The 24,380-nt window shown below is 39.9% G+C and carries 16 protein-coding genes, 2 tRNA genes and 3 pseudogenes; 7 read left to right on the top strand and 14 right to left on the bottom strand.

What is annotated here, in order from left to right:
* The first annotated feature begins 19 nt into the window (after window positions 1–19).
* From BSM4216_RS01830 to BSM4216_RS16615, 4 genes and pseudogenes are all read left to right on the top strand, one after another.
* Window positions 20–1,618, top strand: a complete 1,599-nt coding sequence (locus tag BSM4216_RS01830) for a xylulokinase (protein ID WP_048622521.1) — start codon at window positions 20–22, stop codon at window positions 1,616–1,618.
* Between the two features lie 236 nt (window positions 1,619–1,854).
* The gene (locus tag BSM4216_RS01825; RefSeq protein ID WP_048622520.1) at window positions 1,855–2,934 is read left to right on the top strand and encodes a GntR family transcriptional regulator; all 1,080 of its coding nucleotides are present in this window, start codon (window positions 1,855–1,857) and stop codon (window positions 2,932–2,934) included.
* Window positions 2,935–3,068: 134 nt separating this feature from the next.
* Window positions 3,069–4,258 (top strand): annotated as a pseudogene (locus tag BSM4216_RS01820) (ISL3 family transposase).
* 435 nt (window positions 4,259–4,693) lie between these two features.
* Entirely contained in the window at window positions 4,694–4,855 is a 162-nt protein-coding gene (locus BSM4216_RS16615) for a hypothetical protein (RefSeq protein ID WP_155814572.1), read from the top strand.
* A gap of 172 nt (window positions 4,856–5,027) precedes the next feature.
* Here the strand turns inward: BSM4216_RS16615 and BSM4216_RS01815 are convergent, their stop codons facing one another.
* Complete coding sequence (locus tag BSM4216_RS01815; RefSeq protein WP_004439552.1) at window positions 5,028–5,783, bottom strand: sulfite exporter TauE/SafE family protein; 756 nt, start codon at window positions 5,781–5,783, stop codon at window positions 5,028–5,030.
* Between the two features lie 285 nt (window positions 5,784–6,068).
* Between BSM4216_RS01815 and BSM4216_RS01810 the strand changes: the two genes are divergently transcribed.
* Complete coding sequence (locus tag BSM4216_RS01810; RefSeq protein WP_156179195.1) at window positions 6,069–7,364, top strand: D-alanyl-D-alanine carboxypeptidase family protein; 1,296 nt, start codon at window positions 6,069–6,071, stop codon at window positions 7,362–7,364.
* Window positions 7,365–8,197: 833 nt separating this feature from the next.
* Here the strand turns inward: BSM4216_RS01810 and BSM4216_RS01805 are convergent.
* The 4 genes from BSM4216_RS01805 to BSM4216_RS01790 all read right to left on the bottom strand — a co-directional run bounded on the left by BSM4216_RS01805 (window position 8,198) and on the right by BSM4216_RS01790 (window position 12,651).
* Window positions 8,198–8,285, bottom strand: a tRNA-Ser gene (locus tag BSM4216_RS01805).
* 225 nt (window positions 8,286–8,510) lie between these two features.
* Entirely contained in the window at window positions 8,511–10,184 is a 1,674-nt protein-coding gene (locus tag BSM4216_RS01800; RefSeq protein ID WP_048622518.1) for a glycerol-3-phosphate dehydrogenase/oxidase, read from the bottom strand.
* Window positions 10,185–10,327: 143 nt separating this feature from the next.
* Entirely contained in the window at window positions 10,328–11,821 is a 1,494-nt protein-coding gene (gene glpK, locus BSM4216_RS01795; RefSeq protein ID WP_048622517.1) for a glycerol kinase GlpK, read from the bottom strand.
* A complete protein-coding gene (locus BSM4216_RS01790; protein ID WP_048622516.1) occupies window positions 11,821–12,651 on the bottom strand; it encodes an MIP/aquaporin family protein in 831 nt (276 codons plus the stop codon). The genes glpK and BSM4216_RS01790 overlap by 1 nt, the downstream gene beginning before the upstream one ends.
* A 1,266-nt stretch (window positions 12,652–13,917) precedes the next feature.
* On the opposite strand from BSM4216_RS01790, the gene adhP reads away from it, so the two are divergent.
* Entirely contained in the window at window positions 13,918–14,934 is a 1,017-nt protein-coding gene (gene adhP, locus BSM4216_RS01785) for an alcohol dehydrogenase AdhP (RefSeq protein ID WP_048622515.1), read from the top strand.
* Window positions 14,935–15,037: 103 nt separating this feature from the next.
* Here the strand turns inward: adhP and BSM4216_RS01780 are convergent, their stop codons facing one another.
* The 8 genes and pseudogenes from BSM4216_RS01780 to BSM4216_RS17300 form a co-directional block, all read right to left on the bottom strand.
* Window positions 15,038–16,234, bottom strand: coding sequence for a trans-sulfuration enzyme family protein (locus BSM4216_RS01780; RefSeq protein ID WP_048622514.1), 1,197 nt, complete (start codon window positions 16,232–16,234; stop codon window positions 15,038–15,040).
* Between the two features lie 901 nt (window positions 16,235–17,135).
* Window positions 17,136–17,690, bottom strand: coding sequence for a glycerol-3-phosphate responsive antiterminator (locus tag BSM4216_RS01770; RefSeq protein WP_003353108.1), 555 nt, complete (start codon window positions 17,688–17,690; stop codon window positions 17,136–17,138).
* A 139-nt stretch (window positions 17,691–17,829) separates the two neighbouring features.
* Window positions 17,830–18,549: an ABC transporter ATP-binding protein gene (locus BSM4216_RS01765; RefSeq protein WP_048622512.1), complete on the bottom strand. Its 720-nt coding sequence runs from the start codon at window positions 18,547–18,549 to the stop codon at window positions 17,830–17,832.
* The gene (locus tag BSM4216_RS01760) at window positions 18,549–19,361 is read right to left on the bottom strand and encodes an ABC transporter permease (protein ID WP_048622511.1); all 813 of its coding nucleotides are present in this window, start codon (window positions 19,359–19,361) and stop codon (window positions 18,549–18,551) included. Before BSM4216_RS01760 ends, BSM4216_RS01765 begins: the two co-directional genes overlap by 1 nt.
* A 160-nt stretch (window positions 19,362–19,521) precedes the next feature.
* Window positions 19,522–19,971, bottom strand: a complete 450-nt coding sequence (locus BSM4216_RS01755; RefSeq protein ID WP_048622510.1) for a nitrous oxide reductase accessory protein NosL — start codon at window positions 19,969–19,971, stop codon at window positions 19,522–19,524.
* Window positions 19,972–20,232: 261 nt separating this feature from the next.
* Window positions 20,233–21,348 (bottom strand): IS4 family transposase, encoded by a 1,116-nt coding sequence (locus BSM4216_RS01750; RefSeq protein ID WP_048622499.1) that lies wholly within the window; start codon window positions 21,346–21,348, stop codon window positions 20,233–20,235.
* Window positions 21,349–21,734: 386 nt separating this feature from the next.
* Window positions 21,735–22,283, bottom strand: coding sequence for a hypothetical protein (locus BSM4216_RS01745; RefSeq protein ID WP_244878030.1), 549 nt, complete (start codon window positions 22,281–22,283; stop codon window positions 21,735–21,737).
* 1,081 nt (window positions 22,284–23,364) lie between these two features.
* A pseudogene (locus tag BSM4216_RS17300) lies at window positions 23,365–23,792 on the bottom strand (phage terminase large subunit); the annotation flags it as partial.
* Window positions 23,793–23,855: 63 nt separating this feature from the next.
* Here BSM4216_RS17300 and BSM4216_RS16010 point away from each other — a divergent pair.
* A pseudogene (locus BSM4216_RS16010) lies at window positions 23,856–24,083 on the top strand (tyrosine-type recombinase/integrase); the annotation flags it as partial.
* A 118-nt stretch (window positions 24,084–24,201) separates the two neighbouring features.
* Here BSM4216_RS16010 and BSM4216_RS01730 read toward each other — a convergent pair.
* Window positions 24,202–24,274: transfer RNA gene (locus BSM4216_RS01730), tRNA-Thr, on the bottom strand.
* Between the last annotated feature and the right edge of the window lie 106 nt (window positions 24,275–24,380).

Genomic DNA, 24,380 nt, shown 5'->3' with positions numbered 1-24,380 from the left:
AAGGTTAGGTGTGTAGAGTATGAATCTAGTAGAAACTTCTAAGGCAATCCAACAGGGAAATATCTTTCTAGGAATCGAATTAGGATCAACACGAATAAAGGCGGTTTTAATCACTGACGACTTTAAAACAATAGCTTCTGGTAGCTATGTTTGGGAGAATAAATTTGAAAACGGAATTTGGACCTATTCACTCGATGAAGTTTGGAAGGGCATACAACATTGTTATACTCAAATTGCCGCCGATGTAAAAGCGAAATTTCACTGTACGATTTCAAAAATTAGTTCGATCGGTGTAAGTGCGATGATGCACGGATATTTAGCTTTTTCAGAGAATGGAAGTTTACTAACGCCTTTCCGAACTTGGCGAAATAATATAACAGAACAAGCTGCAAATAAGTTAACAAAACTTTTTAATTTTAATATTCCTGAACGTTGGAGTATTGCCCACTTGTATCAGGCTATTTTAAATAATGAGCCACATGTAAACGATATCCGTTATATCACTACATTAGCGGGCTATGTTCATTGGAAGTTATCTGGAGAAAAGGTATTAGGAATCGGAGATGCTTCTGGTGTATTTCCAATTGATGAAACTACAGGTGATTATCGAAATGATTTTTTAGAAAAATTTGAAACTCTTGAAAATGTAACCCAATACCAATGGAAAATAAAAGATATTTTACCAAAAGTTTTAAAAGCAGGTGAACATGCAGGTACTTTGACAGAGGATGGAGCTAGATTACTAGATAAAAATGGGCATCTACAAAGTGGTAGTTTAATGGCTCCTCCTGAAGGCGATGCAGGCACTGGTATGGTTTGTACCAATAGCATTCGGGAACGAAAAGGGAATGTTTCGGTCGGTACATCTGCATTTTCAATGATCGTTCTTGATAAACCACTGAATAAAGTTTATCGTGACATCGATATCGTCACAACACCTACGGGGAGTCCGGTCGCAATGGTACACATCAACAATTGCTCATCTGATATTAATGCTTGGGCTCAAATTTTTAAAGAATTTGCTGAACGTATCGGTATTGATTTAAAAGCTGATCGCTTGTTTGAAACATTATTATTCGCTTCTACAAAAGCTGATCCTGATGCAGGAGGACTAGTTAATTATAGCTACTTATCAGGCGAAAATATTACCAAGATGCCTGCTGGTCGTCCACTTTTTGTTAGGGAGCCAAATAGCAGGTTTACATTAGCAAATTTTGTGCTAACCCAGTTATACGCTGCTTTTGCACCACTGAAAATCGGAATGGATATTTTAAAACATGAAGAAAAAATCAATATGGATGTCTTAATCGCACAAGGTGGATTATTTAAAACACCTGTTATCGGTCAACAAGTACTTGCTAATGCATTAAATATACCGATCACCGTCATGAGTACCGCAGGTGAAGGTGGAGCCTGGGGAATGGCTGTATTAGCGGTATATGCGAAATACGCCAAAAAATATCCATGTCTGGAAGACTTTTTGGATACAGAAGTATTCACTAATCTTGAAAGTATCACACTAAGTCCAGAACCTGAAGGTGTTGTTGGATACGAACAGTTTATAGAAAAGTATCAAGATGGTCTACCAATCGAAGAAACCGCTATTAAGTGCCTTTGATAAAAAATAAATCTGTTAAACATAATCATTGTTAAGAATCCGTTGCTGTCACTACACTCTTCTTATAGTGACAGCATTTTTTCCTTCTTCGTACCATTCCAAATAGATGTACTCTCTTATTTTTTTGTTTAATAGATTCCCGTATGATATAATCTATCCGTATAAATAGCACTTTTAATTGATCAAAATACAATACAAATATTTTTGCAAAAATTATAATACAGAAGGAATGAACTATGACAAAAAAATACGAACGAATAACACGCGATATTCGTGAAAAAATCTTATCAGAAGAGTATAAAATAAAAGAAAAATTACCGACAGAATCTGAACTGATGGAGATTTATCAAGTAAGTAGGTTCACCGTTAGACGAGCAATCGACGAACTTGAAAAAGATAATCTTGTTTACCGTATTCAAGGTGGGGGTATATTTGTAAATGACTGGAAAAGGCAACCAAAATCCTCTGACAAAAATAAAACAATTGGTCTAATTACAACTCATATATCTGATTACATTTTTCCTAATATTATCTCAGGTATTGATGAATATATATCAAAAAGTGGTCATTCTATACTTATCGCCAATACGAAAAACAACTCTGAAAAAGAACGGAAAAGCTTAACAAATCTATTATCTAACAACTTATCCGGTTTAATTATTGAGCCCACAAAAAGCGCATTGAACAATACAAACAAAAGTATATATGAGAATATTAAATCAATGGGCATACCCATGTTATTTATTAATGCAGTATACGATGACTTTGATACCCCTTATTTAATCATGGATGATGTCAAAGTTGGTGAGATGGTTACAAACTACTTATTCTCACAGGGGCATGAACATATTGTGGGAATATTTAAGGTCGATGATAAACAAGGTATTCAAAGGATGAATGGATTTATTAAGGCTTATCAAGAACACCCTAGTATTTCAAATATGGGTGATATTTTAATGTATCAAACAGAAGAAAATAAAACCGACCTGTTTAAAAAACTACAAACAATTCTTTCAAGAACGAAGTTAGCGCCAACAGCTATTGTTTGTTATAACGATCAATTAGCAATTCAGCTTATTAACTTTTTAAATGAGATTGGTTTAAAGGTTCCGGATGATATTTCGATTACCGGTGTTGATGATTATGCCTTTTCAAGATTTATCCAACCAAGTTTAACTACCGTTCGTCATCCCCAAGAGCAAATGGGGCTTGACGCCGGTAAAATGATTATTGATATGGTAAATAAGCAGAAGGTCCAATCAAAGATATATGAACCTGAATTCATTATTAGAAACTCCGTTAAGAAAATCAATTAATGTAAAAACCTTGGTTTACTATAACAAAAAAGGATTCATCACCACATTTTGTGATTTAACCCAAAAATAGGGAAAACACTCACGAATTCCTGGCAGTAATGTTAGCGTCACTTAACATAACAGGAGGTTCTAAAGTGTTTTCCGTATCACTAGATTTGCAATTTGAAGTTGTTAAACAAGTGTTTCTTGAAGATTGCAATTTGTTACATGTTGAGAAAATACTACAGAAGAACGCTGTTCTTACTGCGGTTTTTTTTCTAGTCATGTCCATGACTGGCGGACAAGAAAGGTTCGTGACTTGTCCGTATTAGGTAAGCCCCTTTTCTTATTTGTCAGAGTGTATAGATACCGTTGTCACAACTGTAATGAGGTATTTTCACAAACATTTGAATCTATCAGTCCTAATAAGCATCAGACCAATCGGTACAGAGAATATCTGTACGAAATGTGCATTGGCTCTACTATCCAAGAAGTGAGTCGAAAGGAAAAAATACCTTATACAACTGTTGAAAGAATATTTTATTCCGTTGCTAAAGAAAAAGAGAAGGAGCATGTAGAAACTCTTGAAAGTGTTTTAGAAAACAATGAATTAATCCTTAGCCTTGATGAGATCGCTGTCCGAAAGGGTCACCGATATGAAACAGTTCTTATGGATACCCAATCCGGGAGTGTGCTTGGTATGGAACATCAACGGAGTTATCGTTCAACTCAGATCTTACTTGCCAAGAAGATTCTGTCTGATAAATGCGTTCATACCGTTGTTATGGATATGTGGGATCCCTTCCATAAAGCTGTTAAATCTATATTCCCAGAGGCCTGTATCGTCATTGATAAATATCATGTGGTGCAAAAGGTGACACATGCACTTGACCAAGTTAGAAAGAAAACTCCTGGACTAAAAAAGGGACGGTTTAAACTCTTGAAAGGTTCTGAAAAGTTAACGGCTAATGAAAAACAACAATTAGATGAGATGCTCAAAGAGCATTCAGAATTGTCATATGCCTATTTTCTAAAAGAACTCTTTAGAGAAATATACCAAGTGAATGACTATGATACAGCTGATTCACTCTTAGAAGAATGGATTCAACTCGCATGGAGCAGCCCATTTCCTTCATTTCATCAAGTTGCCAAGACGATAGAAAATTGGAAGGCACAAATTTTACAATATTTTCTTACCCCTTTTACGAATGGCCGGATTGAAGGTACAAACCATAAGATTAAGAACATCAAAAGACGTGCTTTTGGCTTCAGAAACCTTGAAAGATTTCGACTACGTGTATTTTTGGAATGTACAGGTAAAACTTATAAAAATCAGGTTGCTTAACCATGCCCTTCATCAGCTTTCCGCATTGTAGTGGCTAGAATGGAAGCCGTCAAGGAAAGCGCTTGACCTCTTCCATTCTACCCACTTAGTGGTCTGCAAGCTGACGAAGGAGCTACTCTAGATTGAGTATCAATCTCGCTAACTTATTACCGGAATTGTGTGAACATCACAGAATATGGTGATGAGACTCATTTTTTATCAACATTATCCTGATTATACTCATTTTAAAAATTATCACACTTTTAAAAACATCCATACTTTTATTCCAACTATATTTATAGTATATTTAATTCGGAACAGTATTTAATAAAATGGCTTGTTTAAAGTTGCCGAAGGAAAATAAGGTCCTGGCTTCCTTCTTTCGGTTTTCAAACCGTTGGATGAAAATTTTTGAAGCACAGCGTTATTTAACGAGAATTCAAAGGAAAAGGGATGATGAATATGGCCAATTCAAAAGCAAAAAAATGGCTCTTATATGGTGCACTGATTGCTCCAATCGTGTATCCAAAGTTGAAAAATTTTTATGACACCAAAAAACTGAGAAGGCAGTTTCAAGAAGCACAATTTTTGCGGAAATTACAAACAAAAGAAAACTAATGAAAAAACGGACAGAACTTCTTTTGAAGGGAGTCCGTTTTTTCATACACTTTTTCTTCATTTTTCCTATAGAAGGGAACAACTAAGGTTATAGGCAGAATTCCGGTTCATCCAATAAAAACGCTCTCCGCTTCATGAACCCTTATAAATCCATTAAAAGCAATCTGTGAAACTATTGTATTAACAACAGCAACGCTGCTACGGCCGGCGTTAAAACCATGGCTACTTTTAAAACACTTTTCGGGGCTAAATTGGTAAATTTAGCTCCTACATAAGCCCCCGTCATGGTACCTACCAATACTTCCAACAGCAATATCCAGTCCAAGTATCCAGCCTGTCTATACCCCGTTCCGCCTCCAATCGCTATCGGCAAAATCACCAGCATAGTAGTCCCGACCGATTGGCGGATCGTCAAACCAAGCATCGTCAAGAGACCCAACTGAATAAATGGAGTGGCTCCGATTCCAAATGTTCCTGATAAAATTCCGGCCACTATTCCAAGTATTATCGCCTTTATCATTGTCAGCGGCTGATTCCACTTCACTTCTTTCGTTTTTGTCTCTTCGGCCTTTTTAGACAGAGATAAACGGACTAACAGTAAAATGGAGGATAAAAACAGCATTCCCGCTGTCAGCCAATGAAGATCACCGGCAGGGATAACAGTCGCAATTTTAGATCCGATGTAAGAACCTATCGCGCCAAAAATTCCGACAACCAGTCCGACACCGACAGCTGTATTGCCTTCTCTAAAATGGCTATAAGCTCCTGATAAACTGGTAAACGCCATTGCCGTAAGCGACGTTCCCAGCGCCGTATGTATTGGGATGTTAAATAGAACAGTCAATATAGCAATAATAAAGCCAGACCCCCCTGCTCCTATAAAACCGAGCAAGAGCCCCATGGCAAACATGGTCAAAACAATCGCCAACTTCTGTTTCCTCCTTCTTTCTCCACATTCCCAAAGATCATGTTTCTTATTATGGTATACTAGTTTCATTTTTTTCACAAACTTCCAAGAGCACTCTTCTCTATAAAATGGATTTTTTCTTTTGGCTGTTTTTCTTCCCGCAAACCTTCTCTTGCTATTCCTAAATAGCGGCGAATCCTTGTGACAATTGGAAAGCAAAGGGAGCAAGGAGAACAAGTACTTCTATTTTTTTATTCGGCTATACAGAAAACGAGATATAATAAGGGGGAAGGAGTGGGAAGTTTTATGATTCGATATGTACATATGTATTTGGTAGCGATCCTTCTTGTCGCCGGGATCAGTATGTCGTTTCCAAGCGGCCGCCATTCGAAAGCAGAAGCAGCCAGTGACATGAGCGTTCATGCCAAAGCGGCGATTTTAGTGGATGCAAAGTCCGGAAAAATTCTTTTTGGCCAAAATATGGATGAATCGCTGTCGGTCGCTAGCATGTCTAAATTGATGACGCAATATCTCATTTTAGAAAAAATCCAAAAAGGCGATCTCAAATGGGATGATGTCTACCATGCGGATGCCACCGACCAAGACTTGTCCACTAGGCCGGGGCTGGGAAATGTTCCTCTGTATCAAGGGCAATCGTACACCGTGCGTGATTTATATAATGCCATGACGCTGGTATCGGCCAACGCCGCCAGCCGTGCTCTTGGTCGAATGGCCGGCAAATCGGACAAGCACTTTGTCCAAATGATGAATAACAAAGCCAAACAGCTTGGCTTGAAACATTCGTCTTTTGTGAATACTTCCGGATTAAACAACCAGGATCTTGCTCCGTACCAAGTGAAAGGAACAGCTTCCGATGGCGAAAATAAGATGTCAGCCCGTGATCTCGCTTTATTGGCATACCATTTCATTCATTCTTTCCCAAATGAAATGGATATCGAAAAAAAAGAACTTGATCAGTTTCCTGTTACAGATTCGTACAGCATCCCTCTTCGCAATAAAAATCAATTGCTGCCAAATGGCAAATATCCTTATAAAGGCGCCATCGGTTTGAAAACGGGCATGAATGACGCAGCAGGCTACGGCATCGTAGCATTAGCTAAAAGAGGGCAACGCGAATTGATTGCCGTCATCATAGACGCCAAAAATAAAAAAGGAAAACGATCTTCAAAAGCCCGTTACATGCAGGCTCAAAAATTGCTGGACTACGGCTTTACCCATTGGGACTATGAAAAAATTTCACCGGAAAAATTCTTACCAACGAACCAGCAAAAGATCCCCGTAGAAAACGGGACGAAAGAAAAAGCAGCCATTACATCTAAAACAACCGTTACTGAATTGGTTCCTAAAAACGGCCATTCGATCAAAGCCAAGCTGACGCTTATGCCTAAATTTTTAACAGATCAAAAGAAACTTAAATCTCCTATTCAAAAAGGGACCGTTATTGGGAAAATTACGTTGCGGGATGGTTCTTACGGATATTTAACGACAAAATTAGAGAAAAAGGCTCAAGTAAAAGCAACGGTAAAAGAAGAAATTCAGAAGGAAAACTGGTTTGCCGCCCTCATGGACGGAATCTTTTAAAGTGATGAATTCCATCGAGTAGGAGGGAGCGATTAACTCCCGTCCTCTCACACCACCGTACGTACGGTTCCGTATACGGCGGTTCAATTAAGATAATTGACGCAAGTCTTTATAACTTCCGTGAATAGCTGTTCTCTTTATGCCAGTGGTCACTCCACCCTCCAAGAGGTCTCCCACGGGATTCACCGCTTCCTCCCTCAAGTGAGGTACTACGTTTTCTGTGTTCATCATGACTCACTGAATACCAAGGGCTATTCTCTCTTAATTGTTCGGTCCTTCTTAGTTGTTCTAGACCAACTAATACTATGACCTCTGCTGACTTCTGACGGTTCAGCTACTTATCACTAAGTAGGTTATGAAGAGTACTTCACATATCCGCCAGACCTCCCCGGGTAAGTACATGCACTTTCACACCATCTATCCGCCTCATTTACTCGATATGACCTTCGACAGAAAGAGCTTTGTTTTGTTATGCAAACTCACTCAATCATACCTAGCCTTATATGAGGTTCGTGTTCCTCGGACCGGTGTTTTGCCTCCAGCTTCCTTCAGATTCCGCGTCACCACGGACACCCTTGCTCTTGGCTAACCTCTACTTCTGTCTTCGGGGTTCGGGACTTACACCCTATAGTTCATGTACATGCCGGGCGCACATAAAGAAGTCCCTCCTTGACAATGCAGGAGGGACTTCTTTATATGATCTAGTATAAATCGGCACCACCGCATAGCAGGTGGTTTATTGTTTCGCACAATATCGCAAGCTCAACTGACTAATGTCATAAAATCAAAAAGGTTCCCGGGATCAACCCGAGAACCTCTTGTCAAATGGGTAACGGAGAAGGTGGGATTTGAACCCACGCGACGGTCACCCGTCCTAACGCATTTCGAGTGCGTCCCCTTCAGCCGCTTGGGTACTTCTCCATATGACCTCTTTCATTAGCGCAAAATATATTATATACGAAACAAAGCTATTTTGTACAGCCCTTCAATAAATGACGAAAAATTCTTATTAATCTGTCGAAAAGGCAAAAACTTGTCATTCCACGCAATTAAGGCAGCCCCGACTTATAAGAAGTTGTGTCGGGGCAGGATGAAGCAAATTTCCATTGCCCTTTCTAATCCAAAGATTTCGATTTCAAAATCGATTTAACTGTGTATGTCCGTTGCATCCACCGGTCTTTCGGCATCGGTGATTTCTTTTTCCAATTCTTCCATATAAGATTCTTTCGTTTCTTCATCCCAATGAAAAATTTCGGCCATCGTCGCTACAATTGGTTCTTTCCATTTTTTTGCCCATTTTATATCAAAGAAAACAGATCCAGTCCTTCGAATAAAAAAGTCGACAGGTTTTACAGCCATTTCATAACGGATGGCATACAGGAGCTGAGCGTATATAGCAGCCGGCAGCAGCTTTTCACCGGATGCTTTTTGATATTCACTGGCTATCTTATATAAAATTTCGACATTGGAACCGTACAGCTGTGCCAGTCTGCGGCCTTCCTCTTCTTTCAAGCCATACTGCGTCGCTTTTTTTGCCATTTGCGCCACGAAAATCGGCCAGTTGTCCGATCCGCCGACATCACCTCCGGAAATCGGCAAATAGCGGGTTTGGCAAGGCTTAAACGTTTTTCCTTCTTCTGACGCTAATTCTTTTGCCACAAGATCTACCACGGTTTCCGCCATTTTGCGGTATCCGGTCAATTTTCCACCGGCGATGGTAATCAGGCCGCTGTCTCCTTCCCATACTTCGTCTTTGCGGGAAATTTCCGAAGGGTCTTTCCCTTCCTCGTATATAAGCGGCCTTACTCCTGCCCAGCTGGATTCAATATCTTTTTCGTTTACTTGGACATCCGGAAACATAAAATGAATAGCGTTCAACAAATATTCCCAGTCTTTTTTAAGCGGTTTAGGATAGCGAGCATCGCCGTCATAAAACGTATCGGTTGTACCAACATACGTTTTCCCTGCTCGTGGAATAGCAAACACCATTCGACCATCAGGGGTGTCGAAGTATACCGCCTGCCTTAGCGGGAATACAGATTGATCGATGACAATATGAACTCCCTTTGTCAAACGCAAATGTTTACCATTCATCGAATGGTCTTTTTTTCGCACTTCATCCACCCACGGCCCGGCGGCATTGACCACTTTTTTGGCACGAATTTCAAAACTTTCTCCTGTAACACAATCTTTTACGCGGGCACCAATCATTTTTTTGCCGCTGTATAAAAACTGTTCCGCTTTGACATAATTCAGCAAGCAAGCGCCGTTCTCCACTGCTTTTTTCGCTACCTCAATGGTGAGCCGGGCGTCGTCCGTGCGATATTCAACATAATATCCACCGCCTTTTAAGCCTTCTTTCTTAATGAGAGGTTCCTTGCGCAAGGTTTCCTCAGCGGAAAGCATCGTCCTTCTTTCCGATTTTTTGACCCCTGCCAAGAAATCATAAACACGCAGCCCAATGCTTGTCGTAAACGCACCGAACGTCCCGCCTTTATGAAAAGGAAGAAGCATCCATTCCGGTGTCGTCACGTGCGGCCCGTTTTCGTAGACGATCGCCCGTTCTTTCCCGACCTCGGCCACCATTTTTACTTCCAATTGTTTTAAATACCGCAAACCGCCGTGCACGAGTTTGGTAGAACGGCTTGACGTTCCTGCTGCGAAATCCTGCATTTCGACCAATGCCGTTTTCATTCCCCTTGCGGCAGCATCCAAAGCAATCCCGCAGCCGGTAATTCCGCCGCCAATCACTAGCAAATCAAATGTATCTGTTTTCATCTTCTCTATCACTTCGTCACGATTTTCTGAGGAAAAAATCATGGACAGCTCCCTCCCCTTACCGAATGTACATAAGCCCATAAAAAAGGAGAGACCAAAAAAACATTACAGCAACCTATAATGCTTCTTGGTCTCTCCTAATCTCTAGACTTATTATTAACTTGTTTTCATTATAGCATACTTTGTTACCATTTAAAAGCCTGTGCCGCTTCAATCGCTTTTTTCCAACCGTTGTACAATGTTTCACGCGTCTCTTGAGCCATTGTCGGCGAGAATTGCCGATCCTGTTTCCATTGAGAAGATATTTCTTGGCGATCTTTCCAAAAGCCAACAGCAAGCCCAGCCAGATAAGCAGCTCCTAAGGCTGTTGTTTCATTAATAATCGGCCGTTCGACAGGTACATTAAGGATATCGCTTTGGAACTGCATCAAAAAGTTATTCATGACTGCTCCCCCGTCGACTCTGAGCGTTTTCAGGAAGATTCCCGAATCTGCTTCCATGGAAGTCAGTACATCTTTTGTTTGGTAAGCCAGCGATTCCAGCGTGGCCCGAATAAAATGCTCTTTGGACGTACCTCGTGTCAACCCGAAGACAGCCCCCCGGACATCGCTGTCCCAATAGGGCGTTCCGAGACCCACAAAAGCCGGTACGACATAAACTCCTTCCGTTGATTCCACACGAGTCGCATAACTTTCGCTTTCCGGAGCACTTTTTAACATTCTCAATCCATCCCGAAGCCATTGAATGGCCGAACCGGCTACAAAAATACTGCCTTCCAGCGCATATTCGACTTTATTGTCGATCCCCCAGGCAATGGTCGTCAACAAACCATGTTTCGATTCTACCGCTTTATCGCCTGTATTCATGAGCATAAAACAGCCGGTTCCATACGTGTTTTTCGCCATCCCTTCTTCAAAGCATGCCTGACCGAACAGCGCTGCCTGCTGGTCCCCGGCAGCCCCGGCAATCGGCACTTCCTCGCCAAAAAAATGATAAGAAACCGTTTTGGCATAAACTTCCGATGACGGTCGGACTTCCGGCAGCATTTCTTTCGGCACGTCCAGAATTTCCAACAGCTCTTCATCCCACTTCAGCTCATGGATGTTGTAAAGCAACGTGCGGGAAGCATTCGAATAGTCCGTCACATGGGCTTTTCCGCCGGATAGTTTCCAAATCAGCCAAGTGTCAATCGTTCCAAACAGCAACTCTCCCTTTTTCGCCCGTTCGCGCGCACCTTCCACATGATCTAATATCCATTTGATTTTTGTTCCGGAAAAATACGGATCAATCAATAATCCCGTTTTTTTATGAAACAGCTCATTATACCCTTTTTCCTTTAATTGTTCGCATATGTCAGCTGTTTGCCTTGACTGCCATACAATAGCATTGTAGATCGGTTTTCCGGTATCCTTCTCCCAAACGACCGTCGTTTCCCGTTGGTTGGTGATCCCAATCCCCGCTACTTGATTTGCCTCAATCCCTGCTTCGGAGAGTACGGCTGCGATGCAAGCAAGAATAGAACCCCATATTTCATTAGGATTATGCTCGACCCAGCCCGGCTGCGGAAACAGTTGATGGAACTCTCTCTGCGCCGTATGGACAATTTTCCCTTCTTTATCGAATAAAATCGCTCTGGAACTAGTCGTTCCTTGATCTAATGCTAAAATGTACTTTTCCATTAGATTCCCTCCCATTTTTCACTTTTTACTTGGATGCGGTGATTTCTTTTTTTCTCTGCTAAAAAAGAACTGAATAATAGAATCACAGATACAGCCAACATTCCCCATAAGGCCCCTGTTGCTTCTCCTAGAAAAACAGCTCGATAGAATAAAGCTCCGACAGAACCTCCTAATATAGGACCGACAATGGGAATCCAGGCATATCCCCAATTAGAAGAGCCTTTTCCTTGGATGGGCAGCAAAAAGTGAGCAAGCCTCGGTCCGAAATCGCGCGCCGGGTTGATCGCGTACCCAGTTGTTCCTCCGAGAGAAACCCCGACGGCTACAACTAAAAGCCCAACACACAACGGATTTAATCCATCAGTAAATTTATTAGCTCCGATTGTCAAAATTCCTAGCATCAATACAAAAGTTCCGATAAATTCACTCAATAAATTAGCAAAAATATTGGGAATCGCCGGCCCCGTTGCAAAAATTCCCAGCTTCGCGGCGGGATCTTCCGTCACCTTCCAGTGCGGCAGAAAATGAAGATACACTATACAGGCTCCAATAAAGGCTCCGATGACTTGAGCCAAAATATAGCCTGGCACCTTGGACCACGGAAAATCTCCATTGAAGGCCAAGGCGATGGTGACCGCCGGATTTAAATGGGCACCGCTGAATTTTCCAACCGCATAAACCCCCATTGTGACACCAAGCCCCCAACCAATAGTAATAACAAGCCAACCCGCATTGTGAGCAAATGTTTTCTTCAAATTCACATTGGCGCATACACCGGCTCCAAATATGATCAGGATGGCCGTACCTACTAGTTCGCCAATATATGACATCCCATCATCCCCTTTACATTTTCATTTTAAAAAAATAAAAACCCACGAAATCACCCATTCATATGAGGATTTTGTGAGTCTCTTCTTCTCCGTCACGATTTATTAACTTAACTCCATCATAACGACGGATGAAAGCGTTGTCAACGGTAATTTGAAATTTTCAATCTACTTTTTATAAAAAATGCGGAATGCCTTTCTTTTCCCGTCTAAGGCGTTCCCGGCATTTTTCAGCCGCCCTATATAAATTGTTTCCATAAATCCACATTGGAAATCGTAATCGCACAAGCCCCAACTGCTAAAGCCTGTTCCGCATCTTCCACGGATTCGATCAGCCTGCAAGCAAATATTGCCTTTTAATTTGTGAAATATTTCACAAGTTTGTCATACATTTTTGCAAAAAACTGATTTATATTAATCGAGTAGGAGGGAGCGATTAACTCCCGTCCTCTCACACCACCGTACGTACGGTTCCGTATACGGCGGTTCAATTAAGATAATTGACGCAAGTCTTTATAACTTCCGTGAATAGCTGTTCTCTTTATGCCAGTGGTCACTCCACCCTCCAAGAGGTCTCCCACGGGATTCACCGCTTCCTCCCTCAAGTGAGGTACTACGTTTTCTGTGTTCATCATGACTCACTGAATACCAAGGGCTATTCTCTCTTAATTGTTCGGTCCTTCTTAGTTGTTCTAGACCAACTAATACTATGACCTCTGCTGACTTCTGACGGTTCAGCTACTTATCACTAAGTAGGTTATGAAGAGTACTTCACATATCCGCCAGACCTCCCCGGGTAAGTACATGCACTTTCACACCATCTATCCGCCTCATTTACTCGATATGACCTTCGACAGAAAGAGCTTTGTTTTGTTATGCAAACTCACTCAATCATACCTAGCCTTATATGAGGTTCGTGTTCCTCGGACCGGTGTTTTGCCTCCAGCTTCCTTCAGATTCCGCGTCACCACGGACACCCTTGCTCTTGGCTAACCTCTACTTCTGTCTTCGGGGTTCGGGACTTACACCCTATAGTTCATGTACATGCCGGGCGCACATAATGTGAAAGCAAGAACCTAACATTCTTGCTTTCATTTACCCTTATATTTGTGAAATATTTCACATTATTTCAAAGTGTAGCCGGCATTATTTGAACTAAAAAAATGGAAACTGCTTAGCACTGCTTTTTAACAAAGGTAGAATTCTACTAATCACGGAAAACTCGAATGCAACGTCCATTTCGAAAGATTTTCTAAAAGGAGTGGGAGTATGAAAGCGGCAGTAGTAAAACAATTTAAGGAAAGGTTAGAAGTGCAAGACGTTCCTAAGCCAAAGCCAGGTTTCAATGAAATATTAGTCCATATCCAAGCATGCGGCGTATGCCATATAGATTTGCACGCCGCTCATGGAGATTGGCCGGTGAAACCAAAGCTGCCTCTCATTCCAGGGCATGAGGGTGTCGGAATAGTAGAAGAAGTAGGAGAAGGTGTTACTCACTTAAAAGTCGGTGACCGAGTGGGTATTCCTTGGCTTTATTCAGCGTGCGGGCATTGTGAATATTGTTTGTCAGGACGCGAAACTCTTTGCTTAAACCAAGAAAATGCAGGGTATTCAGTAGACGGCGGCTATGCAGAATATTGTGTCGCAGCTGCCGATTATGTAGTAAAGATTCCTGACAATTTAGGATTTGTAGAAGCCGCTCCTATATTTTGTGCAGGAGTGACTACCTATAAAGCATTGAAAGTATCCGATGTCAAACCAGGTGAATGGGTAGCCATCTTTGGCATCGGCGGATTAGGTCATCTTGCGGTCCAATATGCTAAAGCTATGGGAATGAATGTAGTGGCCATTGATATGCATGATGAAAAATTAGAACTTGCCTTAAAACTAGGTGCTGATAAAGTGGTCAATGCAGCAAAAGAGGATGCAGCAGCGTGGATCCATAAAGAAATTGGCGGTGTGCATGGTGTTGTTAGTACGGCTGTTGCGAAAAAAGCATTCGATCAAGCTTATCGTTCGATTCGACGCGGAGGCACTTGCGTCATGGTGGGACTGCCACCAGAATCAATAGATGTCCCCATTTTCGATACAGTCTTAAATGGAACCAAAGTTGTCGGTTCTATTGTTGGGACGCGTAAGGATTTGCAAGAAGCTCTGCAATTTGCCGCAGAAGGAAAAGTAAAAACGATCATTGAAACCCGTACGCTAGAGGAAATCAATGATATTTTTGATGACATGTTAAAGGGCAAAATTAATGGACGCATTGTGATTGATATGACAAAATAACACAAAGGAATTTCATATTTTATGAAAGGGAAAGGTCTCCTTAGTTGTCTAAGGGGATCTTTCCTATTCATTCTGCCTCTTTTTGCACCTCGTGAATCGACTTTTATATCGCCTGCAAAGCTTGCAAAATATCCGCTTTCAAGTCATCGATATGCTCAATGCCAACCGAAAAGCGTACGAAATTAGATGGGATCCCGGCAGTCCGCATTTGCTCCTCGTTCATCACGCCTTCCCACATCGCAGCTGTATGTACAACCAGTGAATCGACCCCACCGAGGCTGACTGCGTTAAGCGACAGTTTTAAAGCAGAAACGAAGCGCTGAGTTTCTTCATAACCGCCTTTGACTGCAAAAGCGATCATTCCGCCGAAACCGCGCATCTGGCGTTTCGCCAATTGATGCTGCGGATGGCTGGCAAGACCGGGATAATACACCCGTTCAATCTGCGGCTGCTTCTCCAGAAATTCGGCCAAGGCGAGGGCATTGGCGTTGATGCGTTCAACTCTCATCGGAAGTGTACGCAAACCGCGTAACAGCAGCCATGCGTCCATTGGCGAGAGCACCGAACCGATTGAGATATGCGTGTGCCAAATACGTTCAGCTAATTCTTCGCTTGTGCAAATGACGCCGGCGGTCAAATCATGGTGTCCGCCCAAATATTTTGTTGCGCTGTGGATAACCACGTCGACACCCAGATCATGGGGCCGCTGGTTAATCGGCGATGCAAATGTGTTATCAGCCACGACGATAATGCCCCGTGGACGGGCCAACTCTACTACTGCGGCAATATCGGTTAACACCAACGTCGGATTGGCCGGAGTTTCAATCATAATAAGCTTTGTATTAGGACGAATGGCTTTTTCAAAAGCTGCCACATCAGATTGCTCCACAACCGTCACTTCGACACCAAACCGCGGCAGCATCTCATCCATAATTTTGGCAGTGCTCATATAATGGCGTGTCTGTGCAACCACATGGTCGCCTGCACTGACAAGCGCTAGAAGCGTCGTAGCAATCGCTCCCATCCCAGAACCTGTTACAAGTGCGGTTTCTGTACCTTCGAGCTCAGCTATCACTTTCTTTACACGCTCATGCACTGGATTGCCGTAACGCGTGTAATATTGCGGATGGCGCGGCGTACCCGCCATATCAGCAAATTCGGAGGCATTATCTGCACGAAAAGTAGCAGAGTAATAAATAGCCGGAGCTACCGTCCGATCATTGGTCACCCAGTCGTCAGCATGTACGGCCAAAGTTTCATTTTGAAGTTCCTCGAGATTGTGATCTTTACGTTTATTCATACTCCCCCTCCTCTTTATTTTTCTTAATAACATTCCGAAAATTATCCTTAAATTAAGAATATAATAAATAATATAAAAATTATACTATTAATTACTCAACTTTCAAAGTTCGTGTATTCGCAACGGGTTGGAAATCGGGAATAAAAATGATTTTGTTCCTTGGCAAAGCGAAAGAAATAAAAAAAAGCCCGTTTTTTCGAAAAATGAAGCTCATATTCTTGAATAGAGGCTCATTCATGAAAATAACGGCTCATATTTCTGCACGAATGCTCATAACCTTCCTTTTTTCATGCTTTGGAGCGGAAAACCCTCATCCAAAACAAGAAACAGTTCCTTTTCCGTGATCATTGATCGATCACCAAATCGCTTCAACAGAATTAAGAGAGATGAACCATGAAGAAGCTAGTACGCAATGGAATCAATAGATAACGAGAGGCGATTCTCGATTTAACGTGTCCGTTTCTTGACATAATACCTATACGCTCTTTAAAGCATGGCATGGACAATGAACAGATAAAAACAAAATTCATTAAATGCTTTACTATTTCAATAGAAGAGTAGGAAATGGATTAAAAAGCAGCCTAAAACCTGAATTAAAGAAGGTCCAGACTGCTTTCTTTTTTTCGACCCTTAAATTTTTTAGGATATGCACTTGTTAAGTGCTTAAAAGAACGGACATCATTCAAGGTTGCTTGCTTATACGAAACTTTTTTACGTCATTTTCATAAATTTAATATTGCCTCTAGATAAGGCTAGATTGAGATGTCGGAAATAAATAGGAAAAATAAATCCGATACCGCTAATTGACTTCGTCTTCACCAGGAAACACTAATTCCAAAGGAATTTGTGTATGTCCTCCGGTAAGGCGTTCGGGCAATCCGATCGGCATTTTTCAGCCGCCCTAAATAAATTGTTTCCATAAATCCACATTGGAAGTCGTAATCGCACAAGCCCCTGCTGCTAAAGCCTGTTCCACCTCTTCCGCGGATTCGATCAGCCCACCGGCAAATATTGGCTTTTTTGTTTTTACATGCAGTTCCTTTATAATTTTCGGCACCACACCGGGAAGCACTTCTATGTAATCCGGATTGGTTTTTTCAACTAATTTAACGCTTCTCTCAAGAGCGCTGGAATCGATGATAAAAGCGCGTTGTGTCGCGAAAATCCCTTTTTGCTTTGCTTTCAAAATGACGCTGCCTTTTGTGGAGATGATCCCGTAAGGCTTGGCGTACTGGACGATAAATTCCGTCGCATTTTCATCGCTCGTTAAACCATGTATCAAATCAATATGTAAAAACATCTTTTTGTCGTATCGGCGTGCATACTCATACACGCTTTTTACCATTCCAAGATGAAGGTCAAGAAATACCCCATATTGATACGGCATCTCCAGCATTTTTTCAAAATCCTTCATGGAACGAATCGCCGGTAAAATTTTTTGCCCATGAAATCCCATGCTAAAGCCTCCTACATCCCCTAATTCCAAATTATTCTTTTCTGACTCATTTTAACATCACCATTTAGAATATAGAAGAGCTCAAAATCACAGGAAACGCATTTTTTCATAGATGGAAATTTGTTTTTCAAAAAATTTTTCAGCTAACCGTATTAGGGCCGCCTTTCATTTCACGATACATCGTAAGAAGTTTGAATGTAAATTCTTGAACATTATCATGATGATTTTCCAGTTCTTTTACTACCTTACCGCTTTCAAGAAAGATAATCCGATCTCCTAATTCAGCCGCCACATCCATCATATGCGTAGAAAAAATAATAATCGTTCCTTGTTCTTTCAGCTTTTTCATAATTTGAACAAATTGGTTAATCCAATATGGATCCAAACCGTTTGTTGGTTCATCCAACAAGATCACTTTCGCCTCGGGCAACAGCGCTTGGCCAAATAAAAGGCGTTGCCTCATCCCTTTTGATAATTGATTGACTTTAATATTCTTCTTTTCCAACAGCCCAACAATCGATAACACTTCATCTATTCTGTTTGCTGGAATCTTTCGGAGAGAACCATAAAATGAGAGAAATTCTTTCACTTTCAAGTGGCCTTGTGCAAAAAAATCATCCGGCATATAAGAGATTTGAGACAAATATTCCTTCCGGTTTTTTTCCAAAGATAATTCATTGAATGAAACGGTGCCGCTAGAAGGAATAGAGATTCCAGACAACATATCAATCAGTGTGCTTTTTCCCGCACCGTTGCCGCCACAAAGTACAACGCAATCTCCACTGTCGGCTTCAAAAGACATAGGAGCCAATGCGACATGATGTTTATATTTTTTCGATATGTTTTGGACAATAAACATTATTTTCTTCTCCTCATCGTTAGATTGGTATCAGAAACAACTATACTGATAAACAAAACCACTACAGTGTAATAGAAAAGCACCGCCCATGACAGCCAATGTTCGTAGAAGGACACAAGCGAGTCATATGCTTGGCCGAAAATAGAACCTCCATTTAGCTGAATCACAAAAATGAATCGAATGAGTTCAGCCGGATTCACAAAAAGAAGGCTTTTTAGAACGAGACCAATCATCTGATAAGGGATGTGGTTTAACACACTAATCAAAGCTGTAGGCCACAGCATGATAAGGAAAAACCAGACAAAAACCGAAATTGACAATGCCTGCCATCGCGTTGAAGTAAAAGAGCCTATGACGATCCCCATCAGGAGGAAAAAAAATATAAGACCCACGGCAAAAAAATAGAGCGCAAGCATCCATTTCATGGAAAAGGGTATTCCGCAAATCAATCCAATCATCAAACTTATCCCATAACTTAAGGTAAAAATCAGCAACTGCGAAGTAAATTGGCCCGCCACTTTTCCAATGACATAAGAAATACTGGAAAGCGGATAGGTGGATAATAAGCGAAATTGGCCATTTTCCATTTCGTTTGCGATCGAGAACGACCCGTTAATCAGCATAAACAACGGAATGATATAGAGAAGAAGGTTCATGATCGTTCCGGTTATATTGGTATATCCGCTAAAAGCAGGGGACGTCCCTTGAAGCAAAAATAAAAACCCGAGAATCACCACCCACAAAATCACAAAAGAATAATACGTTCGCTGTCTGAACGATAACATAAGTTCTGAGCGCCAAATGTTCCGCATGATTCTCACTCCCCTCAGGTGAACATAATCTTTCTTCTTACATACAAATAGTGTAAAAGACAACCTTTCGATTGTCTTTTACACTAAAGCCCGTTTTTATTAATGATGAAACCCGTTAAGAAGCCTTTGGCAGGCATGGCCATTTTCGTCATACGTATGATCACATATTGCCTTTCATCTTTTTCATCATATCTTTATTCTTTACCCATTTATGAGAATTCAGGTCATCATAGGATAAGACTGTTCCGTTATGTTTCTTTGCAAAGGATTGGGCATCGTTTTTATTTTTAAAAGCAACGACGTTGTAAGACATAGGAGATTTTAAAGATTTCCCATAAACATAGGTAGCTTTTTCAGCTTCAATCCATTTCTTCGTATTGTAATCGCGAACAAATTTCGCCTGAATCTTTTCATCTTTATTTTCGCTTATCCATTTATACATACAGCCAAGATCATCAAATTTCATCGTCTTATTATTGGCTAGCACAGCCTCTGTTGCATACTGGTTGTCCATAATACCCATATGACAATATTCGCAAGTATCCGTTTTTATCATAGGTAAATAAATTGATACAATAATGAAAAAACAGCAACTACTCCCTGGAAACATAGAGTGTCAGTTAACCTAATATCAAAACACGGAAAAATAGAGAAAGATGTGATCATGATCGCCAAAATAAAAAAGTTATTTGCATATATATTTTTATTGGCTGTAATTATTTCTACATTAGCATTGCATAAATATAGTTAGAATTTTCTGTTAATTATTTTTTGTGAATTTGTGCCAAAAAGACAAAACCTAAAGAAAGGTGGCACTGCCCATTTGGTAAATATATACAGTTAAACCAGAGCGACAACGACAAAAGGGAGATTATGGACTGGCTCGCCCATCAAATTTTCGCAACCAAACATAAGCTGGTTTCCACAGAGCTCTCTTTAACCAACGAGTAATTCGAAGTAGGGATTTCTTACTTTTCATCTCCAATTGAATGAGAACATGTAAGCAATACGTGATCAGGGCTAAGAAAATTTGATTTTGAATAGCTGTTTCACTCATTCCATAAAAGTGCTTAATTTCTACGTGTTGCTTGAGCCATTTGAAAAAGAGTTCAATAGCCCAGCGAGATCGGTAAATATCACTTATCTCTTCTGGTTTTAAATCAAATCGGTTGGTGATGAAACGAAGTAAGTTCCCTTTTGTGTCCATAACTTCTAGTAGACGAAAGACATTTTCAGTACGATTTTGTGTGGTACCAATGTAGACCATTTTATCGGATAGAACGTGACAATCATCAGGAAGTGAAAATGTATAGACTTCACGAATGACTGCGTTTTTCTTCAGTCTTGAAACGAAGAAATAGCCATCATCTGTCATCCGATCAAAACGTTCATAGTCCACATAACCGCGGTCAAACACATACATGGCTTCTTGATCATCCACTAGGACTTCGAGTTGATTTCGGTCATGTTCTTTTGCTGTCGTAATCACTGCTTTTTCAGGATAGACGGTGTCTTTATCCATGAAAACGAGCCGTAAGTGTAGCTTTACACCAGCTTTTGTTTTCCGGAATTTTGCCCATTTATAATGGGTCAAGTTCAACGGGAGTGTACTTGAATCAATGATTTTCAGTGGCATATTCTTTCCGTTTTTATAATGGTACCGTTGAATTTTCCAAACAAGATCCAAGAACAAATTTGCAAGAATTAGTGGGTGGATCTGATTGTTTTTTCGGGATAGCTGAGAGGCACTTATCGATTCAAATCCGAGTGCTTTTTGAAGATCTTCGTCTACAAGTGCATCACTCATTTCCTCTAAGCTCTTAAATTCGAGCAGCTGGGCTACCAATAAAAGTTTAATATAAGCTTCTGTTGTCAGCTTTTTTGTGTAATAGTCCTGTTTCAATTCTTTGACTTGTTCGCTAAGTTTTTGAATATTTATGGGTGAAACCCATTTACCAAATGATAAAATTAGTGTATTCTTGTCCATAATGGTTATCCTTTACGATTGGATTTGGGCAGGAACCACCTGTACTTCCATTGTAAAGGATTTTTTTGTTTCGAAATCAATAAAAAATTGAACATTCTTAGTATTTTGAATCATCAGATTTAATTACTGCAATGCTAGTGTTATTTCTATAATATATAATTTTTCTTTGTTGTATCTTTTAATAGTTTAGTATTACTTTCTATTTCCTTTTGTTTATGCATATTTTGGATATAAAAAATGGAACTACTAAAACTAATAGTAGTATATACTAATATGTACTTTTTTCCTTTAATCAGGATAATCACCTCTTTAATTTTAATGGAAAATCAAATAATATAAAAAATAATGGCTCAAAAATTAACTTGAGCCATCGGGAACCCTGAACCCTATACTAACCATAAAATGATTTCTGCTAAAGATTCAGCAGTTTTGCCAGGTACTCCGGCAGCTTGTAGAGCTTTAACTAAAGCACCTTTTGTAGCGCTGTTTAGTCTTTCTGTTGCATAAGCAATTTGTCTAGCATAGTGATCAACTAATCTTGCTTTTGATGGAGAAAGTGGTTTAATTGCATATTTTAAAGATTTGCCGCCTACTCTACAAATCCAACCAAATGCTTTAATAGCTTTCAAGGAAGCACCAACAACACCAGAAGCATGTACAGCATCTTCTTGATCTTTTCCAATATAGCTTTTAAATTCTTTTGTAGTAGAAGCATATTGTATAAAGTCTCTAGTATCTTCAACACTAGTTGGTTGCCCTTCAGCGTATATGTAGTCTAAAAGTGACTTCGGCGTTGTTGTATTTTGGTTGCTGTTCACAACAGGAGTATTATCATATTCTTCCGCGAATGTCGCTGTTACGGGTGCTAGACCTGTTATTAGAATTGATAAAGAGGTTGTTAAAACAATTCCTTTAAAAAAACGATTACTTTCCATATAATTCCCTTCCTTTCAAAAATATGGTATTATCGCATGTAAAATGTTACCATATAAAAAAGAAAGGAAAAGGAGAATTTTGAAAAAATGACAAAAAATAGCCGGGAACAATATACTGTATCGGATCATGTTTTTGCTATAACTACTGTAACCTTAATGTGCTTAGTAATTATCTCAATACCATTTCTATGTTTCTATTTTGTATTGTATTGTATCTCTTTAACCCCAGATGTAGATATAAATGCATCGGGTACTTTTTCTTCTTTGAAGATTATTTTTAAGTTTTTTGTTACTACAATTGTTATTACAGGTATTGTAGATGTTATTTTTTCTCAGCTAATTAAAACAAAAAGTGGAGTTATTAATACTCTGTCCGAAGTAGCCCTAATGTTTTTAGTTTTTTATTTATTTGTCATGATATATTGTCGTGTAAATGATGATATCATCATAAAACATAATGGTAACTTGTACGTTGCTTTATTCTTACTAGTTTTGTATTTAACGTTGCATTTAATTTACATAGCATCTAAAAAGCTGTATACAATTATGATTAATCGTATACAAAATAAACACAACAATAAAAATGTTTAATTAAAAATTCCTTTAGTCTAAAAGACAAATGTAATAATCGGGACAATATAATACCATTTTTATTATGTATTATAGAGAGGGCACTAACACTCTATTAAAGACAGTGTGTTAGTGCTTAACTGTCTTGCTCGCTTTTTCGCATTAATATTGTCTAATTTACGCTTCTTTCACATATACAACCCATCCGAATTCCTTTTTAATTTTGACTACCATCTGATCGGCATCTTCTTTTTCAGTAGGTTCCAGTCATCAATCGTAAACCATTTTTGTCGACCTCATAAACCGCAATTTTTTCTTTAGCTTTCAACTTTAATGCCGTATTGTGAAGATTAGTTTTATTTTTAAATGTACAAGTCATCAGACGGAATTTACCCAAAACTACACTTGGATTTGTGGTTAATTTACTGTTGCTTAGATTTGTCTTGGCCGGCTTTGTATTGCTTTGTAGTTTCGACAGCAATGTGATTGCTGACGTTTGGTAACCACTCTAAATAGCAATGTCAATCAACAACAGATCATCATCGCTCGGCATTTCATCAATCCAGTAGAAAAGATTCATATTGTAAACCATGTCGCCAAGCACGATGACCTCGCCTTTGTACATCCATCGCCAATAGTCGTAGTCGTTTTCTTTGTACTTCTCAATTTTTCGAATCCATAACATAGCCTTTAGCAATCTTCGCTGATTTAATTTTCATCGGGTCATCCACACAGTAGAAATAAAAAGCTGTGTTTGTTCTTTTGTGTCTAATGATTAGAGGAGATTTACCAAAATAGAATTCATTCTCCAATTTCACATGTAGATAGCCCATTTAATTTGCTCATAAACTGATGTTGAAAGGTATTTTCCAACTTTCCGCAAGACAACCACATTGCCAAATCAGTCAGCAATTTCAAAGAAATGACCGATGATTTCAAAATCCCTCCCCGGCTGGAGAAAAAGAAAAATTAGGCGATTTTTGGGAAGGCGGTGAATATGATTTTGTATTTTCCAAATTAAATGGACAACCTTACACTCCTATGGCTGCTACAAGATGGTGGAAAAGATTTATTAAAAGAACCGGGTTTCGATTTATTCGATTCCATGATTTACGCCACACATCCGCTACTTTATTAATTAATCGTGGTGTACATGCCAAAATAATTAGTAGTCGTTTAGGTCATGCTGATATTAGGACAACAATGCAGAAAAATTTGAAGCCATTTTAAGAGGAAAAAAAGAGTAAAAATATGATTTCGTCACCAATTGGTCACCAACTTTATTTTAGAAAAGAGAAACGCGGTCTCTCAGTTAATGAGAAACCGCGTTATATCAACATTTTTCTTATGCTGGTGACAGGACTCGAACCTGCGACCCCTTCATTACGAGTGAAGTGCACTACCAGCTGTGCTACACCAGCATGATATGGAATTTACCGCTTTTCGCAACGGCCAATATATAATTTACCTCTATTTGCTCCAAAATTCAAGTAGAAATTGCAGATTTCCATGATTTTTTTGTTTTGG

The organism is Bacillus smithii, from assembly GCF_001050115.1.
GTDB classification, from domain to species: Bacteria; Bacillota; Bacilli; order Bacillales; family DSM-4216; genus Bacillus_O; species Bacillus_O smithii.
Note: the sequence above shows the minus strand (reverse complement) of the source record. Positions and strands in the feature narration are given on the sequence as shown.

Coding starts and splice junctions, on each gene's coding strand:
- BSM4216_RS01830 (WP_048622521.1), top strand. CDS start 20: ATGAATCTAGTAGAAACTTCTAAGGCAATCCAACAGGGAAATATCTTT.
- BSM4216_RS01825 (WP_048622520.1), top strand. CDS start 1,855: ATGACAAAAAAATACGAACGAATAACACGCGATATTCGTGAAAAAATC.
- BSM4216_RS16615 (WP_155814572.1), top strand. CDS start 4,694: ATGAATATGGCCAATTCAAAAGCAAAAAAATGGCTCTTATATGGTGCA.
- BSM4216_RS01810 (WP_156179195.1), top strand. CDS start 6,069: ATGATTCGATATGTACATATGTATTTGGTAGCGATCCTTCTTGTCGCC.
- BSM4216_RS01800 (WP_048622518.1), bottom strand. CDS start 10,184: ATGATTTTTTCCTCAGAAAATCGTGACGAAGTGATAGAGAAGATGAAA.
- glpK (WP_048622517.1), bottom strand. CDS start 11,821: ATGGAAAAGTACATTTTAGCATTAGATCAAGGAACGACTAGTTCCAGA.
- BSM4216_RS01790 (WP_048622516.1), bottom strand. CDS start 12,651: ATGTCATATATTGGCGAACTAGTAGGTACGGCCATCCTGATCATATTT.
- adhP (WP_048622515.1), top strand. CDS start 13,918: ATGAAAGCGGCAGTAGTAAAACAATTTAAGGAAAGGTTAGAAGTGCAA.
- BSM4216_RS01780 (WP_048622514.1), bottom strand. CDS start 16,234: ATGAATAAACGTAAAGATCACAATCTCGAGGAACTTCAAAATGAAACT.
- BSM4216_RS01770 (WP_003353108.1), bottom strand. CDS start 17,690: ATGGGATTTCATGGGCAAAAAATTTTACCGGCGATTCGTTCCATGAAG.
- BSM4216_RS01765 (WP_048622512.1), bottom strand. CDS start 18,549: ATGTTTATTGTCCAAAACATATCGAAAAAATATAAACATCATGTCGCA.
- BSM4216_RS01760 (WP_048622511.1), bottom strand. CDS start 19,361: ATGCGGAACATTTGGCGCTCAGAACTTATGTTATCGTTCAGACAGCGA.
- BSM4216_RS01755 (WP_048622510.1), bottom strand. CDS start 19,971: ATGTTTCCAGGGAGTAGTTGCTGTTTTTTCATTATTGTATCAATTTAT.
- BSM4216_RS01750 (WP_048622499.1), bottom strand. CDS start 21,348: ATGGACAAGAATACACTAATTTTATCATTTGGTAAATGGGTTTCACCC.
- BSM4216_RS01745 (WP_244878030.1), bottom strand. CDS start 22,283: ATGGAAAGTAATCGTTTTTTTAAAGGAATTGTTTTAACAACCTCTTTA.